The sequence below is a fragment of the Streptomyces sp. NBC_00414 genome (assembly GCF_036038375.1).
In the GTDB taxonomy this organism is placed as follows: Bacteria; Actinomycetota; Actinomycetes; order Streptomycetales; family Streptomycetaceae; genus Streptomyces.
Genome location: NZ_CP107935.1, coordinates 4,735,069 through 4,753,514, shown reverse-complemented (window position 1 = coordinate 4,753,514; position 18,446 = coordinate 4,735,069). Strand labels below are relative to the sequence as shown.

Genomic DNA, 18,446 nt, shown 5'->3' with positions numbered 1-18,446 from the left:
CGCGTCGCACGCCGCGCGGCGCGCACCGCACACCGTCGTGCCCCGAGGGGAGCGCCATCGTGTCCGACCCGTCGCCCGTGATCGACGACCTGTGCCGGGAGAGTGACCAACTCGACGCACTCGTGGGGGAGTTGGAGACAGAGCGCTGGGCGCTCGCCACCCCGGCCCCGAGGTGGACCGTCGCCCACCAGATCGCGCACCTCGCCTGGACCGACCGGTCCGCCCTCCTCGCCGTGACCGACGCCGACGCCTTCGCGCAGGAGGTCGAGAAGGCGCTGGCCTCGCCCGACGGCTTCGTGGACGAGGCCGCGGAGCAGGGGGCCGCGCTGCCCCCGGACCGGCTCCTCGCCGAGTGGCGCGCCGGTCGGCAGGCGCTGGAGAAGGCCCTGCGCGCGGCACCCGCCGGGACACGCTTCCCCTGGTACGGGCCGCCCATGTCGGTCGCCTCCATGGCGACGGGCCGGCTCATGGAGACCTGGGCCCACGGTCAGGACATCGCGGACACCTTGCATGTGACGAGGCCACCCACCGACCGTCTCCGGCATGTGGTGCGCATCGGTGTGCGGGCCCGGGACTTCGCCTTCGGGGTACGGGGGCTCACCCCGCCCGAGGAGGAGTTCCGCGTCGAACTCACGGCTCCGTCGGGCGAGTTGTGGACGTACGGCCCCGAGGGCGCCGCCCAGCGCGTCACCGGCCCCGCCCTCGACTTCTGCCTCCTCGTCACCCAGCGGGCCAACCGCGTCGACCTCGCGGTACGGGCGGAGGGCCTGGACGCCGACCGCTGGCTGGACATCGCGCAGGCCTTCGCGGGCCCGCCCGGCACGGGCCGCGCACCGAAGGGGGCCGCGGGATGAGCGTCGGCCCGACCGACCCGATATCCGGGCCCACCGCCACTGCCACCGCCACCGCCACGCCCGGCCCGCCGTCCGGCCCGAGCACTCGCCCCCTCCGTATAGGCAACGCCTCCGGCTTCTACGGCGACCGTTTCGACGCCATGCGCGAGATGCTCACCGGCGGCCCGCTGGACGTCCTGACCGGCGACTATCTCGCCGAACTGACCATGCTCATCCTCGGGCGCGACCGTCTCAAGAACCCGGCCGGCGGCTACGCGCGCACCTTCCTGCGGCAGCTGGAGGAGTGCCTCGGTCTCGCCCACGAGCGGGGCGTGCGGATCGTGGCCAACGCGGGCGGCCTCAATCCGGCCGGACTCGCGGACGCCGTACGGGAGTTGGCGGAGCGACTCGGCATTGCGGCGCGGGTCGCCCACGTCGAGGGCGACGACCTCACCGCCCGCTGCCCCGGCCCCGGCAACCTCGCGGCGCACGCCTACCTCGGCGGTGCGGGCATCGCCGCCTGCCTGCGCGAGGGCGCGGACATCGTCGTCACCGGCCGGGTCACCGACGCCGCGCTGGTCACCGGGCCGGCGGTCGCCCACTTCGGCTGGGCGCCGGACGCCTACGACCGGCTCGCGGGAGCCGTCGTCGCCGGGCACGTACTGGAGTGCGGCACCCAGGCCACCGGCGGCAACTACGCCTTCTTCGCCGAGCACGACCCGGCCCGGCTGCACCACCCGGGCTTCCCGGTCGCCGAACTCCACGAGGACGGCACGAGCGTCATCACCAAGCACGACGGCACCGGCGGCGTCGTGGACATCGGCACGGTCACCGCCCAGCTCCTGTACGAGACGTCCGGCGCCCGGTACGCGGGACCCGACGTCACCGCCCGCCTCGACTCCGTCCGCCTCACCCAGGAGGGCCCCGACCGGGTACGGATCGGGGGTGTGCGGGGCGGGAGTGTGCGGGGCGAGGCGCCGCCGCCCACGCTCAAGGTCGGGCTCAACCGGCTCGGCGGTTTCCGCAACGAGGTCGTCTTCGTGCTGACCGGGCTCGACATCGAGGCGAAGGCCGCGTTCGTGCGGGCCCAGCTGGAGGCCGCGCTCATGGCGGCCAAGTCCCGTCCCACTGAGATCCGTTGGGAGCTGGCCCGCACCGACCGTGCCGACGCGCCCACCGAGGAGACCGCGAGCGCCCTGCTCCGGCTCGTCGTGCGCGACCCCGACCAGGACGCCGTGGGCCGCACCCTCAGCGGAGCGGCCATCGAACTGGCCCTCGGCAGCTACCCCGGATTCCATGTGTTGGCACCACCGGGAAAGGGCGCCCCTTATGGGGTCTTCGAGGATGTGTACGTCCCCCATGTGGACGTGGACCATGTGGCGGTCCTCCACGACGGGCGCCGGATCCCTGTGGCACCGGCCCGGGACACCCTCGTACTCCAGCCTCTCGCGCCCTCCGAGGAACCGCCCCTCCCCGAGCCCCTTCCCGCCGGTTCCGCCGTGCGCCGGGCGCCCCTCGGCCTCGTCGCCGGGGCCCGCAGCGGGGACAAGGGCGGCAACGCGAACGTCGGCGTCTGGGTGCGCACGGACGACGCGTGGCGCTGGCTCGCGCATACCCTCACCACCGACCGGTTCCGCGAACTCCTCCCGGAGGCAGCCGACTTGACCGTCGTACGCCATGTCCTGCCCGATCTGCGCGCCCTGAACTTCGTCGTCGAGGGGATCCTCGGCGAGGGCGTCGCCGCGCAGCACCGCTTCGACCCACAGGCCAAGGCGCTCGGCGAATGGCTGCGCTCCCGCCACCTCGACATACCGGAGGTACTGCTGTGACGGTCCTGGCGTCCGCGCTCGACACCTCCTCCGCCGACTACGCGGACCACCGCGAGACGATGCTCGGCAAGCTCGCCGACCTCGACACCGAGCACGCCAAGGCCCTCGCGGGCGGCGGCGAGAAGTACGTGGCCCGGCACCGCAAACGCGGCAAACTGCTCGCCCGCGAACGCATCGAGCTGCTCCTCGACCCCGACACGCCGTTTCTCGAACTGTCGCCGCTCGCCGCCTGGGGGAGCGACTACGCCGTCGGTGCCTCGCTCGTCACGGGCATCGGTGTCGTCGAGGGCGTCGAGTGCCTGATCACGGCCAACGACCCGACCGTGCGTGGCGGCGCCAGCAACCCCTGGAGCCTGAAGAAGGCCCTGCGGGCCAACGACATCGCGTACGCCAACCGGCTGCCGTGCATCAGCCTCGTCGAGTCGGGCGGCGCCGATCTGCCCTCCCAGAAGGAGATCTTCATCCCCGGGGGCGCCATCTTCCGGGACATCACCCGGCTGTCGGCCGCCGGGATCCCCACCGTCGCGGTCGTCTTCGGTAACTCCACGGCCGGCGGCGCGTACATCCCCGGCATGTCCGACCACGTGATCATGGTCAAGGAGCGGGCGAAGGTCTTCCTCGGCGGGCCGCCGCTGGTGAAGATGGCCACCGGCGAGGAGAGCGACGACGAGTCCCTGGGCGGTGCCGAGATGCACGCGCGCGTGTCGGGTCTCGCGGACTACTTCGCCGTCGACGAGCGGGACGCCCTGCGGCAGGCGCGGCGCGTGGTCGCCCGCCTCAACCACCGCAAGGCGTACGGCGATCCGGCGCCGGCCGAGCCGCCCAAGTACGACCCGGAGGAACTGCTGGGCATCGTCCCCGGCGACCTCAAGCACCCCTTCGACCCGCGCGAGGTCATCGCCCGCATCGTCGACGGCTCCGACTTCGACGAGTTCAAGCCGCTCTACGGGACGAGCCTGACGACCGGCTGGGCGAGCCTGCACGGCTATCCCGTCGGCATCCTCGCCAACGCCCAGGGCGTGCTGTTCAGCGAGGAGTCGCAGAAGGCCGCCCAGTTCATCCAGCTGGCCAACCAGCGTGACATCCCGCTGCTCTTCCTGCACAACACCACCGGCTACATGGTCGGCAAGGAGTACGAGCAGGGCGGCATCATCAAACACGGCGCGATGATGATCAACGCGGTGAGCAACAGCCGCGTACCGCACCTGTCCGTGCTCATGGGCGCCTCGTACGGGGCCGGGCACTACGGGATGTGCGGGCGCGCGTACGACCCGCGCTTCCTCTTCGCCTGGCCCAGCGCCAAGTCCGCCGTCATGGGACCCCAGCAGCTCGCCGGAGTCCTGTCGATCGTGGCCCGGCAGTCCGCCGCCGCGAAGGGCCAGCCGTACGACGACGACGCCGACGCGGCCCTGCGCGCCATGGTGGAGCAGCAGATCGAGTCCGAGTCCCTGCCGATGTTCCTGTCCGGTCGGCTGTACGACGACGGCGTCATCGACCCGCGCGACACCCGGACCGTCCTCGGCCTGTGCCTGTCCGCGATCCACACGGCGCCCTACGAAGGTGCGCGCGGCGGCTTCGGCGTCTTCCGGATGTGAGAGACGTGACTGATGTGACGGGCATGACGGGCGCGACGGGCATGACGGGCACGACGGGTGCGACTGATGTGAGAGGTCCCATGATTTCGAGTGTGCTGGTCGCCAACCGCGGTGAGATCGCCTGCCGGGTCTTCCGCACCTGCCACGAGCTGGGCATCCGTACCGTCGCCGTGTATTCGGACGCCGACGAGAACGCCCTCCACGCGCGCGTGGCCGACTCCGCCGTACGCCTGCCGGGCGCGTCGCCCGCCGAGACGTATCTGCGCGGCGAGCTGATCGTGAAGGCGGCCGTCGCGGCGGGCGCCGACGCCGTCCACCCCGGATACGGCTTCCTCTCCGAGAACGCCGACTTCGCGCGGGCCGTCCTCGACGCGGGCCTCGTCTGGATCGGCCCGCCCCCCGAGGCGATCGAGGCGATGGCCTCCAAGACCCGCGCCAAGGAGCTGATGGCGGCAGCCGGGGTGCCGCTGCTCGCACCCCTGGACCCGGACGCCGTGACGGAGAAGGACCTGCCGGTCCTGGTGAAGGCGTCGGCGGGCGGCGGTGGACGCGGAATGCGTGTCGTGCGCGAACTGGCCGCACTGAAAAGCGAGTTGAGTGCCGCCTCGGTCGAAGCGGCGAGCGCCTTCGGGGACGGCTCGGTCTTCGTCGAGCCGTACGTCGAGCACGCCCGGCACGTCGAGGTGCAGATCGTCGCCGACGGCCACGGCACCGTCTGGGCCCTCGGCACCCGAGACTGCTCCCTCCAGCGCCGCCACCAGAAGGTCATCGAGGAGGCCCCCGCACCGGGCCTCGGCCCCGACGTGGAGCGACGACTGCACGCGGCGGCGACGGCGGCGGCCCGGACGATCGCCTACACGGGCGCGGGCACGGTGGAGTTCCTGGTCTCGGGGGACGAAGTCTCCGAGGGCCGCGTCCACTTCCTGGAGATGAACACCCGCCTCCAGGTGGAACACCCCGTCACCGAGGCGGTGTTCGGGCTCGACCTGGTCGCCCTGCAACTGCGCGTCGCCGAGGGCGGCACCCTGGACGGCGAGCCGCCGACCCCGTCCGGCCACGCGGTCGAGGCCCGCCTCTACGCCGAGGACCCCTCCCAGGACTGGGCCCCGCAGACCGGCACCCTGCACCGCCTGTCCGTGCCCGGCGTCCGCCTGGACACCGGCTACGGCGACGGCGACACGATCGGCGTCCACTACGACGCCATGCTCGCCAAGGCCGTCGCCCACGCGCCCACCCGCGCCGAGGCGATCCGCAGACTCGCCGGCGCCCTGGAGAGGGCCACGGTCCACGGCCCGGTCACCAACCGGGACCTCCTCGTACGCTCCCTGCACCACGCGGAGTTCACGGCGGCCCGTATGAACACGGCCTTCTACGAACGCCACTTGGCGGATCTCACCGCGCCGGCCCCGGACCCGTACGCCCCGCTGGCCGCCGCGCTCGCCGACGCCCACGGCCGCTCCCGCTTCGGCGGCTGGCGCAACCTGCCCTCGCAGCCGCAGAGCAGGCGCTACCTCGTGGCGGGCGAGGAACACGAGGTCCGCTACCGGCACACCCGGCAGGGCCCGGCCGCCGAAGGGGTCCACGTGGTGGAGACAGGACCAGACCTCGTCGTACTCGAAATAGCGGGCGTACGGCGGAAGTTCGCGGTCGCCCGGCACGGCGACCGCGTCTACGTGAACGACACCGCGCTCACGGCCCTGCCCCGCTTCCCCGCCCCCGAGACCGCCCACGCCCCCGGCTCACTCCTGGCCCCCATGCCCGGCACGGTCGTCCGCGTCGCGGAGGGCCTTACCGAGGGAGCCCCCGTCCAGGCCGGAGCCCCCCTGATCTGGCTGGAGGCGATGAAGATGGAACACAAGATCACAGCCCCGGCCACCGGCACGGTGACGGCGCTCCACGTGAGCCCGGGCCGACAGGTGGAAATGGGCACCTTGCTGGCGGTGGTCGACCCCACCTAAGGGCGCGGAGCACGGCGCAGCCTTCTCGCTTCCAGGGGCGCGGGGAACGGTGCAGTCCTTTCGCCTTCAGGGGCGCGGGGAACGGCGCAATCTTTTCGCCTTCAGGAGCGCGGGGAACTGCGCGACCAGCCACAACGAACCCGCACCCTCCACACAACACCAGCCCCCTCCCCCTGAGGAGCCCCATGACACCCGTCCTGGAAACAGCAGAGCACAAGGCCCTCCGCACAGCGGTGTCGGCCCTGGGCAACCGCTACGGCCACCCCTACCTGGCCAAGGTCATCGCGGAGAAGGCCCACCCCACCGAGCTGTGGGCGGAAGCCGCCAAGCTCGGCTACCTGGGCGTGAACCTCCCCGAGGAATACGGCGGCGGAGGCGGCGGAATAGCCGAACTCTCCATAGTCCTGGAGGAACTCGGGGCCGCGGGCTGCCCCCTCCTCATGATGGTGGTCTCACCGGCGATCTGCGGCACGGTGATCGCCCGCTTCGGCACGGAGGAACAGAAACAGGAGTGGCTCCCCGCCCTGGCGGACGGCACCCGCACCATGGCCTTCGGCATCACCGAACCCGACGCCGGCTCCAACAGCCACCGCATCACCACCACGGCCCGCCGCGCGGAAGACGGCACGGACTGGATCCTCTCCGGCCGCAAGGTCTTCATCTCCGGCGTCGACATCGCCGACGCGACCCTCATCGTGGGCCGTACGGCGGACGCCCGCACGGGCAAGCTCAAGCCCTGCCTGTTCATCGTCCCGCGCGACGCGCCCGGCTTCGGGCGACGGCAGATCGACATGGAACTGCACGGCGCCGAGAAGCAGTTCGAACTGGCCCTGGACGACGTACGGCTCCCCGCCGACGCGCTCGTCGGCGACGAGGACGCCGGCCTGCTCCAGCTCTTCGCGGGCCTCAACCCCGAACGCATCATGACCGCCGCCTTCGCCATCGGCATGGGCCGCTACGCCCTGTCCAAGGCCCTCGTCTACGCCCGCGAGCGCACCGTCTGGCGCGAGCCCATCGGCGCCCACCAGGCCATCGCGCACCCCCTCGCGCAGGCGCACATCGAGCTGGAACTCGCCCGCCTGATGATGCAGAAGGCGGCCCACCTGTACGACGCCGGGGACGACGCCGGCGCCGGAGAGGCCGCCAACATGGCCAAGTACGCGGCGGCCGAAGCCTGTGTGAAGGCCGTCGACCAGTCCGTGCACACGCTCGGCGGCAACGGCCTGACCGGCGAGTTCGGCCTCGCGTCGCTCATCACCGCGTCCCGGGTGGCCCGCATCGCACCCGTCAGCCGGGAGATGATCCTCAACTACATCTCGCACCAGACCCTGGGCCTGCCCAAGTCCTACTAGGCACCATCTCCCGTACAGCCTCCGGCTTCCGTGCAACTTCCGGCTCCTGGAAAGGGCCCGACATGGTGTTCCGCAGCGAGTACGAAGACGTCCCCGCGGTCGAAGAACCCATCCACGACGCGGTGCTGGGCAGCGCCGCCTCCCGGGGCGACACCCCCGCGCTGATCGACGGCGTGAACGGCACGACCCTCACCTACGCCCAACTCGACACGTTCCACCGGCGGGTCGCCGCCGGGCTCGCCGAACTCGGTGTCCGCAAGGGCGACGTACTGGCGCTGCACAGCCCCAACACCGTCGCCTTCCCCACCGCGTTCTACGCCGCCACGCGCGCGGGGGCGTCGGTCACCACCGTGCACCCCCTCGCCACGCCCGAGGAGTTCGCGAAACAGCTGCGGGACTGCGCCGCCCAGTGGATCGTCACCGTCTCCCCCCTCCTCGACACGGCCCGCGCGGCGGCCGAACTCGCCGGCGGCATACGGGAGATCCTCGTCTGCGACCAGGCACCCGGACACCGCTCGCTGCTCGACATGCTGGGCTCCACGGCCCCCGAGCCGCAGACCGACATCGACCCGGTGGCGGACGTGGCGGCCCTCCCGTACTCCTCCGGGACGACCGGCGTCCCCAAGGGCGTGATGCTCACCCACCGCAACATCGCCACCAACCTCGCCCAGCTGACGCCCACCATGCCGATGGGGCCCGGCGACCGCATCCTCGCCGTCCTGCCGTTCTTCCACATCTACGGCCTGACGGCCCTCATGAACGCACCCCTCCGGCAGGGCGCCACCGTCGTCGTGCTGCCGCGCTTCGACCTCGACACGTTCCTCGCGGCCATCGAGAAACACCGCATCACCGGCCTGTACGTGGCCCCGCCGATCGTGCTCGCCCTCGCCAAGCACCCCGCCGTCGAGGGCTACGACCTGTCGTCCCTGAAGTACGTCATCAGCGCGGCGGCACCCCTGGACGCCGAACTCGCCGAAGCCTGTTCGCGCCGCCTCGGACTGCCGCCGGTGGGCCAGGCGTACGGCATGACGGAACTCTCTCCGGGCACCCACGTCGTCCCCCTGGACGAGGCGGACCCGCCCCCGGGAAGCGTCGGGAAACTCATCGCCGGCACGGAGATGCGCATCGTCTCCCTCGACGACCCCGGCAAGGACCTCGGCGTCGGCGAACGCGGCGAGATCGTCATCCGCGGACCACAGGTCATGAAGGGCTACCTCGGCCGGCCCGTCGAGACCGCCGAGATGATCGACGACGACGGCTGGCTCTACACCGGCGACGTCGGGCACGTCGACGCGAACGGCTGGCTGTACGTCGTCGACCGGGTCAAGGAACTCATCAAGTACAAGGGCTTCCAGGTGGCCCCCGCCGAACTCGAAGCACTCCTGCTGACGCACCCCGGCATCGCCGACGCCGCCGTCATCGGGGTCTACGACACCGACAACAACGAGCGGCCGCACGCGTACGTGGTGCGCCAGCCGGCCGCGCCGGGTCTCACCGGGGAAGAGGTCATGGAATACGTCGCCGCGCGCGTGGCCCCGTACAAGAAGATCAGGCATGTCGAGTTCATCGAGGGGGTGCCGAGGGCAGCCTCCGGGAAGATCCTTCGACGAGAGCTGCGGGGGCGCGCATGAGCACGGTGCGGCGGTCGTACGAGCGCGGGATCACCACCCTCGCGCTCGACGCGCCCGAGCGGCGCAACGCCCTCTCCGCCCAGCTGGTGGGGGACCTGGCGGACGCGCTCACGGAAGCCGGCAAGGACGGTGACGTACGCGCCGTCGTCCTCACCCACACCGGCAACACCTTCAGCGCGGGCGCGGACCTGCGCGACCCGCCGCACCCGGACACCCTCGTCGCCCTGCTCCGGCAGATCGTCGAACTGCCCAAGCCCGTCGTCGCCCGCGTCACCGGCCACGTCCGCGCGGGCGGCCTCGGACTGCTCGGCGCCTGCGACATCGCGGCCGCCTCCCAGGAGGCAACCTTCGCCTTCACGGAGGTACGCATCGGAGTCGCCCCCGCCGTGATCTCGCTGCCCCTCCTGCCGCGCCTCGACCCGCGCGCGGTGGCCCGCTACTACCTCACCGGCGAGAAGTTCGACGCGACCGAGGCCGCCCGCATCGGCCTCGTCACGGTCGCGGGCGCGGCGGGGGAGGACGCCGACGACGTACTCGCGCCGGTGCTCGACGGACTGCGCCGGTCCTCACCGCAGGGGCTGGCCGAGACGAAGCGGCTGCTCACGGCTAAGGTGCTGGACACCTTCGACCGGGACGCGGCCGACCTGACCGCGCTCTCGGCCCGGCTCTTCTCCTCGGAGCAGGCCCGCGAGGGAATGACGGCCTTCCTCGAACGACGGGATCCCTCATGGGTTTGGTGAACGGCGCGGCGCCGGTGCCGGTGGAGCGCGTCCCGAAACAGGACCGCAGCCGCGCCACCCGGCAACGCCTCCTCGAAGCCGCGGTCGCCTGCCTCGCCGAACGCGGCTGGGCGGGCTCCACGGTGTCCGTCGTCGCCGAGCGCGCCGGGGTGTCGCGAGGCGCGGCCCAGCACCACTTCCCGACCCGCGAGGACCTCTTCACGGCGGCCGTCGAGTACGTCGCCGAGGAACGCTCCACCGCTCTGCGCACCCTCTTCCCCGAGGGCGCCGCGGACCGCCGAGCCGTCGTCGCCGCCCTGGTCGACCTCTACACGGGCCCACTGTTCCGCGCCGCCCTCCACCTCTGGGTCGCCGCCTCGAACGAGGACCAGCTGCGCACCCGGGTCACCGAACTGGAGGGCCGCGTCGGCCGCGAGACCCACCGCATAGCCGTGGAACTCCTGAACGCCGACGAGACCCGCCCCGGTGTACGCGAAACGGTCCAGGGCTTCCTGGACATGTCCCGAGGCCTCGGCCTGGCCAACCTCCTCACAGACGACACCACCCGCCGAGCCGGAGTGGTAACCCAGTGGTCAAAAATCCTGGACACCACCCTGAGCTGACCCTTTTTCGGGGACACGGGGAACGGCACAGTCCTTCGCTTCCAGGGGCGCGGGGAACGGCGCAGTCTTTTGCTTTCAGGGGCGCGGGGAACGGCGCAGTCTTTTGCTTTCAGGGGCGCGGGGAACGGCGCAATCTCTTGCCTTTAGGGGCGCGGGGAACGGCGCAATCTTTTCGCCCTCAAGGGGCGCGGGTACGGCGCGACCAGCCACGACGAACCGTCGGACGCAACCGCACCCCGGGCGCCACCCCCTGACGCGAGGGGGATCAGAGGGGCACAGCCCCTCAGGGACTGAGCCTCTCAACCCGCCAAGACCCGTCGGCAGACGCCACGTACCGCAACCGATCGTGCAACCGATTCTCCCGCCCCTGCCAGAACTCCACCGCCCGGGGCGAAACCCGAAACCCACCCCACTCCGGAGGCACAGGCACCTGCGCCCCCTCGGGATACCGAGCCACCAGCTCCGCGTACGACGCGTCCAACTCGTCCCGCGAGGCGACCACCGCGGACTGCGCACTGGCCCACGCCCCGAGCTGCGACCCATGAGGCCGCGTACGGAAATACGCGGCCGTCTCGTCCCGCCCCGTACGCCGCGCGATCCCGGTCACGACGACCTGCCGCGCCACCGGATGCCACGGAAAGAGCAACGAGACGTACGGATTCTCGGCCAGCTCGCGCGCCTTGCGGGACTCGTAGTTGGTGAAGAAGACGAAACCCCGCTCGTCGTACTGCTTCAGCAGCACCGTGCGGGAACTGGGCCGCCCCTCGGCGTCCGCCGTGGAGACGACCATCGCGTTCGGCTCGTACAACGCGCCCCGCGCCCCACCGTGCGCCGCGGCCTGGACGAACCAGCGTGCGAACTGCTCCATGGGGTGGTCGGCCAGCTCGGTCTCGTCGAGTCCCGCGGCCCGGTACTGCTTGCGCATCGACGCGGGGTCGAGGAGGGGGTCGAGAGAGGGGTCACTGTCGGTCACCCGGTCATCCTGCCGTACTCGTCGGCGGGCGTGGGCTTCATCACTGACTGGCACTGAGTGCCGCGTACCCTCCCCAAAGGTGGCACCACGGGATATCGTCCTGCTGCCAAGAGGTTGGGTGACCGCCGACCGCACGGGGCATGACCGGAGTGGCGTACGGACCGCGAGTCCAAGAGGCGACCGCGTAACCGCACGCTCGCACCCACCGAGAACACCGCAACACCCACCCCGAACGCATCCGCATCCCGCACATCGCACATCGGACGCATCGCACATCGCACGCATCGCACATCGCACGTATCGCACAACTCGCACATCGTCCGTCGCACACATCATGAGGAGCCGCCTGATGTCCGACTTCGTACCCGGACTTGAGGGAGTCGTCGCTTTCGAGACGGAGATCGCCGAACCGGACAAGGAGGGCGGCGCCCTGCGGTACCGGGGCGTCGACATCGAGGATCTGGTCGGCCACGTCTCCTTCGGCAACGTCTGGGGGCTGCTCGTCGACGGAGCCTTCAACCCCGGCCTGCCGCCCGCCGAGCCGTTCCCGATCCCCGTCCACTCCGGTGACATCCGCGTGGACGTCCAGTCCGCGCTCGCCATGCTCGCCCCCGTCTGGGGCCTCAAACCGCTCCTCGACATCGACGAGAAGCAGGCCCGCGCGGACCTCGCCCGCGCCGCCGTCATGGCCCTCAGCTACGTCGCCCAGTCCGCCCGCGGCCAGGGCCTGCCGATGGTCCCGCAGCGCGAGATCGACAAGGCGCAGTCCGTCGTCGAACGCTTCATGATCCGCTGGCGCGGCGAGCCCGACCCCAAGCACGTGGCGGCGGTCGACGCCTACTGGACCAGCGCCGCCGAGCACGGCATGAACGCGTCCACGTTCACCGCCCGCGTCATCGCGTCCACCGGCGCGGACGTGTCGGCGGCCCTCTCCGGGGCCGTCGGCGCCATGTCCGGGCCGCTGCACGGCGGCGCCCCCTCGCGCGTCCTCGGCATGATCGAGGAGATCGAACGCACGGGCGACGCCGAGGCGTTCGTCAAGCAGGCCCTCGACAAGGGCGAGCGGCTGATGGGCTTCGGCCACCGGGTGTACCGCGCCGAGGACCCGCGCGCGCGAGTGCTCCGCCGCACCGCCCGGGAACTCGGAGCGCCCCGCTTCGAGATCGCCGAGGCCCTGGAGAAGGCGGCCCTCGCCGAACTGCACGCCCGGCGCCCGGACCGCGTCCTGGCGACGAACGTCGAGTTCTGGGCCGCCATCGTCCTGGACTTCGCCGAGGTCCCGGCCCACATGTTCACCTCGATGTTCACGTGCGCCCGTACCGCCGGCTGGTCCGCGCACATCCTGGAGCAGAAGCGCACCGGCCGCCTCGTACGCCCCTCCGCGCGCTACATCGGCCCCGGCACCCGCAACCCGCGTGAGATCGAGGGCTACGGAGACATCGCCCGCTGATTTCTCATGTGTGCACGGCACTCATGTGTGCACGGCACGTGTGGCGGCGCCCCATGGAGCGCCGCCACACCTGTGTCGGGCGGGGTCGGTGGCTCCGGTCGGCGGCTCCGCCGTCACGCCGGGGCCAGTAGCTCCGCGTGATGACGGGCCGCGGCCAGCGGATGGGCCCGCACCTTGCCCTTCAGCTCGTTCCGCCCGTACTCGGCGAAGAGCGGGTTGGCCGGGTCGCTCGTCACCCCGGGCGCGGCGGAGGCGTGCGGGAAGGGCAGCCGCTCGATCCGGGCGTCCAGGCGCGGGTTGTAGAAGAAGGGCACGGAGAACCGCTCGGTGGCCCCGGGCGGACTGACCACCCGGTGGTTGGTCGCCAGCAGGTACCCGTCGGTGGCCACCTCAAGCAGCTCACCGAGGTTGACGACGAACGCCCCCGGGACCGGCGGCACGTCGTGGAAGAACCCGTCCGCGCGCTCCACCTGCAACCCGCCCACCCGGTCCTGCAGAAGCAGCGTCAGGAACCCGTAGTCCTTGTGCGCGCCGACCCCCTGGTCCGCCCCGTCCCCGGAGCTTCCCGGGTACCGGACGAGCTTCAGATGCGGGTGGGCCCGGTCGCCGAACACCGGGTCGTAGAAACCGGCGGGCGCGCCGATGGAGGCCAGCAGCTCACGCAGGAGCCGCGCCGCGACGGAGCTGAGCCGGTCGATCCAGGCCAGCGCGGCGGTCCGCAGCTCCGGCAGCGCGGCGGGCCACTGGTTGGGACCCTCCAGCCACCAGTACGCGGGCTCACCAGGGCCGGGAGCCCGCGCGGGCCTCTCCGCCCCGATGTCGAGCTGGTCGCGCCAGTCGCGGCTGCCACCGGTGCGCTCGTCGCCGGTCCGCGTGTAGCCGCGGAAGTGCGGCGAGTTGACGTTGTCGAGCGCGAGCCGGCCGGCCTCGGGAAGCGCGAAGAAGCGGTGCGTCGCGTCGAGCAGGGCGGCGGTCTCGGCCTCGCTCACCCCGTGCCCGACGAGCTGGAAGAACCCCACGTCATGGGCGGCACTGTGCAACTGGGCGCGCAGCAGGGCACGCGCCTGGGGCCCGCGGTCGGCCGCGGAAAGATCAATGATCGGAAGCTGCTGATACGGCTGATGCGACTGATCCGGCTGGTACGGCGGGTTCGTCGGCATGATCACATTCGTCATGGTGTGCGTCCGCATGGGTTACGGGCCCGCGGCAGCCGCCGAGGGTGGGGCGGGGGCCGCAGGTGCCAGGGAAGAGCAAGGAGGAAAGGAGGGCTGAGGTCAGGCGGAACGCCGACAGCCCATGCTCGTGACGCGCACGTAGTCCACGTGCCGGCGCCGGACGAGTATCGGAAGCATGCGCCAAGGATACCGCCGTACGCCGCATATGCCTGTGCCCGGGATCACCGCGATCGCGGCCGCGGGAGGCCGTCCGGAAACGCAGACGACCCGCGAGCTCTGGTCCCCTCCGAGGAGGGAGCCGGCCGGACTTACCGGCGAGCACGCGGGTCGGGTGACTGCTGAGATTGGGCCGGCCGCACGCTCGTCTCACGCGCTGGTCCGGCACCGCACTGAATGTGGTGACGGGCCGCTAGCCCGCAGCCACCTCGCTGGTCCGGGTTTCAGACATGTACCCGATCACCTCCTTTCGGCGTGCGTCCCACACTAGGAACAGTCGCGACGGCGCTCAAGTGATTTTCCGGGGCACTGATTTTCCGGGGTGCCGACGCGTTGACGGCGGCGACAGGGGGAAGCGATCTTGTGGAGGGTGCCGGGACGACGGGGATCCGGCGGCCGGACCGGAGATCGCCCACGGAACGCCCGTTCCGGCCCACCGGGGACGAAGTGCCCGCGCACAACGATTTCCTCAATCTTGTGGGAACCAGATGTGGGCTGCGTCACGTTCGAGTTGAATGATTCCTAGTGAGTGATTCGTAGTGTTCGTAGTGAGTGAACAGACGCGCGGGCACACCGCGCAGGACACGCCGACACGGCCTGCAGGGGGTGCCAGGTGAGTGCTTCGCGGCGTAGTGGGACCACGGACGAGCTCGGGCCGGACGAGCCGGAGCGGGACGGGGCCGATCTGCTGGCCGCTCTGCTCGACGGGATGGACGCGGCGCTGTGCGCGTTCGACGCCGACGGAGTGGTGACGCACTGGAACCGGGAGGCCGAGCGGATCCTCGGCTGGACCGCGGCCGAGGCGGTCGGCCGGCACGGGTTCGCCGGCTGGGCCGTGCGGGCCGCGGACGCCGAGGAGATCGAGAGCCGGCTGCTGTCCGCGATGCAGGCCCCCGGACGGCAGGTCCACGAGTTCGCGCTGCTCACCAAGGAGGGCGGCCGGGTGCTCGTACGGACCCAGTCGGCCGCCGTGCCGGGTCCCGACGGGAAGCCCGCCGGGGTGTACTGCGCCTTCAGCGAGGTGCACGCGCAGATCGATCTGGAGCGGTCGATCGCGCTGAGCGAGGCGCTGTTCGACGACGCCTCCTGGGGTGTCGTGCTCGTCGACGCCGACCTGCGGCCCGCCGTGGTCAACGGACACGCCGCGCGGGCGCTCGGCACGGGACGCGCGGCCGTACTGGGCCGCCCCCTGGGCGAGTTGATCGCACAGGGCGTGGAGGAGCTGGAGAGCGCGCTCACGCACGTTCTCGCGGAGGGCGCCCCACCGGCGCCCGCCGAGATGTGGGTGACCCTGCGGACCGCGGAGGGCGAGCAGCGCCGTTGCTGGCGCAGCGGCTTCCTGCGGCTCGCCTCGCCCCTCACGGAGGAACCGGTTCCGCTCGGTGTGGGCTGGCTCTTCCAGGACGTGACCGAGAGCAAGCAGACCGAGCAGGAAGCGGCGCTGCTGCGGTTCAGGACCAACCAGCTGCACCGGGCCGCGCGTGCCGCCGCAGAGTGCGAGGACCCCGCGGAGGCGGCGTCCGTCCACCTCGACTTCGCGCTCGCGGGCTTCGCCGACCACGCGCTGATCGACCGGGTCGCCGGGGGTTCGGTGACCGACGGCGAGCGGCCGGTGCGGCTCGTACGGGGGCCCGCCACGCCGTCCGGCGCGCCGGGTCCCAGCCTGCCCGCGGGCCGCGCGGGTCTGCCCGTCCGGTACTCCGACGGGCATCCGGCGTTCCAGTGCGTCGAGCGGATCGGTTCCGTACGGGCCAGCGCGGGGTCCACCGAGCCGGACCGCGCCCGTGACTGGGCCCTCGCCCGTCAGTGGCCCGCGGACTCGGTGCACGCCCTGTGCGTGGTCCTGCGGAGCCGTGGGCGGACCCTGGGCGTCGTCACGTTCCTGCGCAGTGCCAGCCGCACGCAGTTCGAGAGGTTCGACGCGACGTACGCGGAGGACGTCGCCGTCCGGATCGCGGCGGCGCTGGACCTGGCGGCGGTCCTGGAGCGGCGATCCTGAGGGGCGGGCCCCTCCCACCCCTGGGGGCTGCGCCCCCAGACCCCCCATCGGCCTGAACGGCCTCGTCCTCGAACGCCGGACGGGCTGAAAGACGAGCGCCGACCGGGCTGGAGGGCAGGGGCGAAGTCCCGCTCTTCAGGGGTGCGGCTCCGATCGGCCGCAACGACCGGCAGGCTCACCGCTGCCAGTAGAAGATCCGGTCCCCGTACTCCGTGAAGACCCGGTCGTTCCACTCCAGGCCGCCGTCCACGTTCCCGGACCGCAGCAGCGGAGGCTCGATCCCGCGGTCCGCGAGGACACCCGCCGCCGTCGCCATGACCGACTGCAGGACGGCCGAGGTCACCACCGTCGACGCGGACGCGAACGGCGCCGGGATGGTGTCGAGGGTGAGTTCCGCGTCCCCGATCGCGATCTTCGAGTCGAGGACGACGTCGCAGTGGTCCTTCAGATACGTCCCCGACGCGTGCCGGGACCGCGTCTCGGAGGCGTACGCGACCGAGGTGACGCCGATGACCTTGAGGCCGAGGGCGCGGGCGCTCATCGCCATCTCGACGGGGAGCGCGTTGCGCCCGGAGAGGGAGATGACCACCAGGAGGTCGCCGGCGCGGGCCGGACTGGCGCCGAGGACCGCGCTCGCGAGGCCGTCCACCCGTTCCAGCGCGGAGCCCAGCGTCGCGGGCATGACGTCGACGCCGACCGCGCCCGGCACGGCGAGCAGATTCATCAGCGCGAGACTGCCCGCGCGGTAGACGAGGTCCTGCGCGGCCAGCGACGAGTGCCCGGCACCGAAGGCGAAGAGCCGGCCGCCGTCGGCGACGGTGTCCGCGATCATCGTCCCGGCGGCCTCGATCGCCTGGGCCTCTTCGTCCCGCACCCGCTGCAGCAGGCCGATCGCGGCGTCGAAGAACTGCCCGGCCAGCTTGCTGTCGCTCATCGGCGAAGCTCCTTCTGCGTCGTGTCGCGGATCACGTTGCGGTCTGGACCACTGCTGTGTCAATACGCTCCGCAGGGGCGACACTGGGTTACGAGGGCCCCTTTCCACCCGGCCGGGTGCCGGGCCCGGCCGAATCGCGCAGGCAGTCGTCAGCACGTGGTTCCGACGGTGCGGCACGGTTGTCAGTGGGATGCGTCAGAATTGCTGCCAGGGCCAGCGCACACGCCGGTGAGCCACCCAGCCTCCGGCAGAGCTAATCGAGGGGCACGTATGTCCGGACTGATCGACACCACGGAGATGTATCTCCGCACCATCCTTGAGCTGGAGGAGGAAGGTGTGGTCCCCATGCGCGCCCGGATCGCCGAGCGGCTCGACCAGAGCGGGCCGACCGTCAGCCAGACCGTGGCGCGCATGGAGCGCGACGGTCTCGTGGCCGTCGCCAGCGACCGCCACCTGGAGCTCACGGAGGAGGGCCGCCGGCTGGCCACGCGCGTGATGCGCAAGCACCGCCTCGCCGAGTGTCTGCTCGTCGACGTGATCGGCCTGGAGTGGGAGCAGGTGCACGCGGAGGCCTGCCGCTGGGAGCACGTGATGAGCGAGGCGGTCGAGCGCCGGGTGCTCGAACTGCTGCGCCACCCGACCGAGTCGCCGTACGGGAACCCGATCCCGGGCCTTGAGGAGCTGGGCGAGAAGGACGTGGCGGACCCGTTCCTGGACGCGGGCATGGTCTCGCTGGCCGACCTCGACCCCGGTCTCGACGGCAAGACGGTCGTCGTCCGCCGCATCGGTGAGCCGATCCAGACGGACGCACAGCTGATGTACACGCTGCGTCGGGCGGGCGTGCAGCCCGGCTCGGTCGTCAGCGTGACGGAGTCCGCGGGCGGGGTGCTCGTGGGCAGCGGCGGAGAAGCCGCGGAGCTGGAGTCGGACGTGGCGTCCCACGTGTTCGTGGCGAAGCGGTAGCTCGCGGCGCGACGGCGCCGGGCCGCTGGCCGCTGGGCCGCCGGGCCGGTGTTCGTGGCGAAGCGGTAGCCGCAGCGCCGGGCCGCCGGGCCGTCACGCCCCCGGGCCGCCGAGCGGCGCCTCGGCGCTGTGCGTCGACTGCTGTGGGCCGACCCCGTGTGTCGACCGCCGTGTGCCCGCCTCGCGCGTCGGCGCT

General features: G+C 71.9%; 14 protein-coding genes. 11 read left to right on the top strand and 3 right to left on the bottom strand.

Going from position 1 to position 18,446, the window contains the following annotated elements:
* The first annotated feature begins 59 nt into the window (after positions 1 to 59).
* The 8 genes from OHS59_RS20405 to OHS59_RS20370 all read left to right on the top strand — a co-directional run bounded on the left by OHS59_RS20405 (position 60) and on the right by OHS59_RS20370 (position 10,540).
* Entirely contained in the window at positions 60 to 854 is a 795-nt protein-coding gene (locus OHS59_RS20405; RefSeq protein ID WP_328494850.1) for a TIGR03084 family metal-binding protein, read from the top strand.
* A complete protein-coding gene (locus tag OHS59_RS20400) occupies positions 851 to 2,662 on the top strand; it encodes an acyclic terpene utilization AtuA family protein (protein ID WP_328494849.1) in 1,812 nt (603 codons plus the stop codon). The genes OHS59_RS20405 and OHS59_RS20400 overlap by 4 nt, the downstream gene beginning before the upstream one ends.
* Positions 2,659 to 4,257 (top strand): acyl-CoA carboxylase subunit beta, encoded by a 1,599-nt coding sequence (locus tag OHS59_RS20395; RefSeq protein ID WP_328494848.1) that lies wholly within the window; start codon positions 2,659 to 2,661, stop codon positions 4,255 to 4,257. The genes OHS59_RS20400 and OHS59_RS20395 overlap by 4 nt, the downstream gene beginning before the upstream one ends.
* An 80-nt stretch (positions 4,258 to 4,337) precedes the next feature.
* Complete coding sequence (locus tag OHS59_RS20390; RefSeq protein WP_328494847.1) at positions 4,338 to 6,215, top strand: acetyl/propionyl/methylcrotonyl-CoA carboxylase subunit alpha; 1,878 nt, start codon at positions 4,338 to 4,340, stop codon at positions 6,213 to 6,215.
* 185 nt (positions 6,216 to 6,400) lie between these two features.
* Complete coding sequence (locus tag OHS59_RS20385) at positions 6,401 to 7,567, top strand: acyl-CoA dehydrogenase family protein (protein WP_328494846.1); 1,167 nt, start codon at positions 6,401 to 6,403, stop codon at positions 7,565 to 7,567.
* A gap of 65 nt (positions 7,568 to 7,632) precedes the next feature.
* Entirely contained in the window at positions 7,633 to 9,198 is a 1,566-nt protein-coding gene (locus OHS59_RS20380) for a 4-coumarate--CoA ligase family protein (RefSeq protein WP_328499288.1), read from the top strand.
* On the top strand, positions 9,195 to 9,938 hold the full coding sequence (locus tag OHS59_RS20375; protein ID WP_328494845.1) for an enoyl-CoA hydratase family protein: 744 nt from the start codon (positions 9,195 to 9,197) through the stop codon (positions 9,936 to 9,938). Before OHS59_RS20380 ends, OHS59_RS20375 begins: the two co-directional genes overlap by 4 nt.
* Entirely contained in the window at positions 9,926 to 10,540 is a 615-nt protein-coding gene (locus tag OHS59_RS20370) for a TetR/AcrR family transcriptional regulator (RefSeq protein ID WP_328494844.1), read from the top strand. Before OHS59_RS20375 ends, OHS59_RS20370 begins: the two co-directional genes overlap by 13 nt.
* Positions 10,541 to 10,823: 283 nt before the next feature.
* Here the strand turns inward: OHS59_RS20370 and pdxH are convergent, their stop codons facing one another.
* The gene (pdxH, locus tag OHS59_RS20365) at positions 10,824 to 11,465 is read right to left on the bottom strand and encodes a pyridoxamine 5'-phosphate oxidase (RefSeq protein WP_328499287.1); all 642 of its coding nucleotides are present in this window, start codon (positions 11,463 to 11,465) and stop codon (positions 10,824 to 10,826) included.
* Between the two features lie 397 nt (positions 11,466 to 11,862).
* Here pdxH and OHS59_RS20360 point away from each other — a divergent pair, with 397 nt between their 5' ends.
* Positions 11,863 to 12,963: a citrate synthase 2 gene (locus OHS59_RS20360; RefSeq protein ID WP_328494843.1), complete on the top strand. Its 1,101-nt coding sequence runs from the start codon at positions 11,863 to 11,865 to the stop codon at positions 12,961 to 12,963.
* 113 nt (positions 12,964 to 13,076) lie between these two features.
* On the opposite strand, the gene OHS59_RS20355 is transcribed toward OHS59_RS20360, so the two are convergent.
* Positions 13,077 to 14,138, bottom strand: a complete 1,062-nt coding sequence (locus OHS59_RS20355) for an isopenicillin N synthase family dioxygenase (protein WP_443061471.1) — start codon at positions 14,136 to 14,138, stop codon at positions 13,077 to 13,079.
* A gap of 829 nt (positions 14,139 to 14,967) precedes the next feature.
* On the opposite strand from OHS59_RS20355, the gene OHS59_RS20350 reads away from it, so the two are divergent.
* Positions 14,968 to 16,353, top strand: coding sequence for a PAS domain-containing protein (locus OHS59_RS20350; RefSeq protein ID WP_328494842.1), 1,386 nt, complete (start codon positions 14,968 to 14,970; stop codon positions 16,351 to 16,353).
* 175 nt (positions 16,354 to 16,528) lie between these two features.
* Here OHS59_RS20350 and OHS59_RS20345 read toward each other — a convergent pair whose 3' ends face one another.
* Positions 16,529 to 17,287 carry an SIS domain-containing protein gene (locus tag OHS59_RS20345; RefSeq protein ID WP_328494841.1) on the bottom strand — a complete coding sequence of 253 codons (759 nt, stop codon included), beginning with the start codon at positions 17,285 to 17,287 and terminating at the stop codon, positions 16,529 to 16,531.
* A gap of 270 nt (positions 17,288 to 17,557) precedes the next feature.
* Between OHS59_RS20345 and OHS59_RS20340 the strand changes: the two genes are divergently transcribed.
* Complete coding sequence (locus OHS59_RS20340) at positions 17,558 to 18,250, top strand: metal-dependent transcriptional regulator (protein WP_189771925.1); 693 nt, start codon at positions 17,558 to 17,560, stop codon at positions 18,248 to 18,250.
* The last annotated feature ends 196 nt before the right edge of the window (positions 18,251 to 18,446 follow it).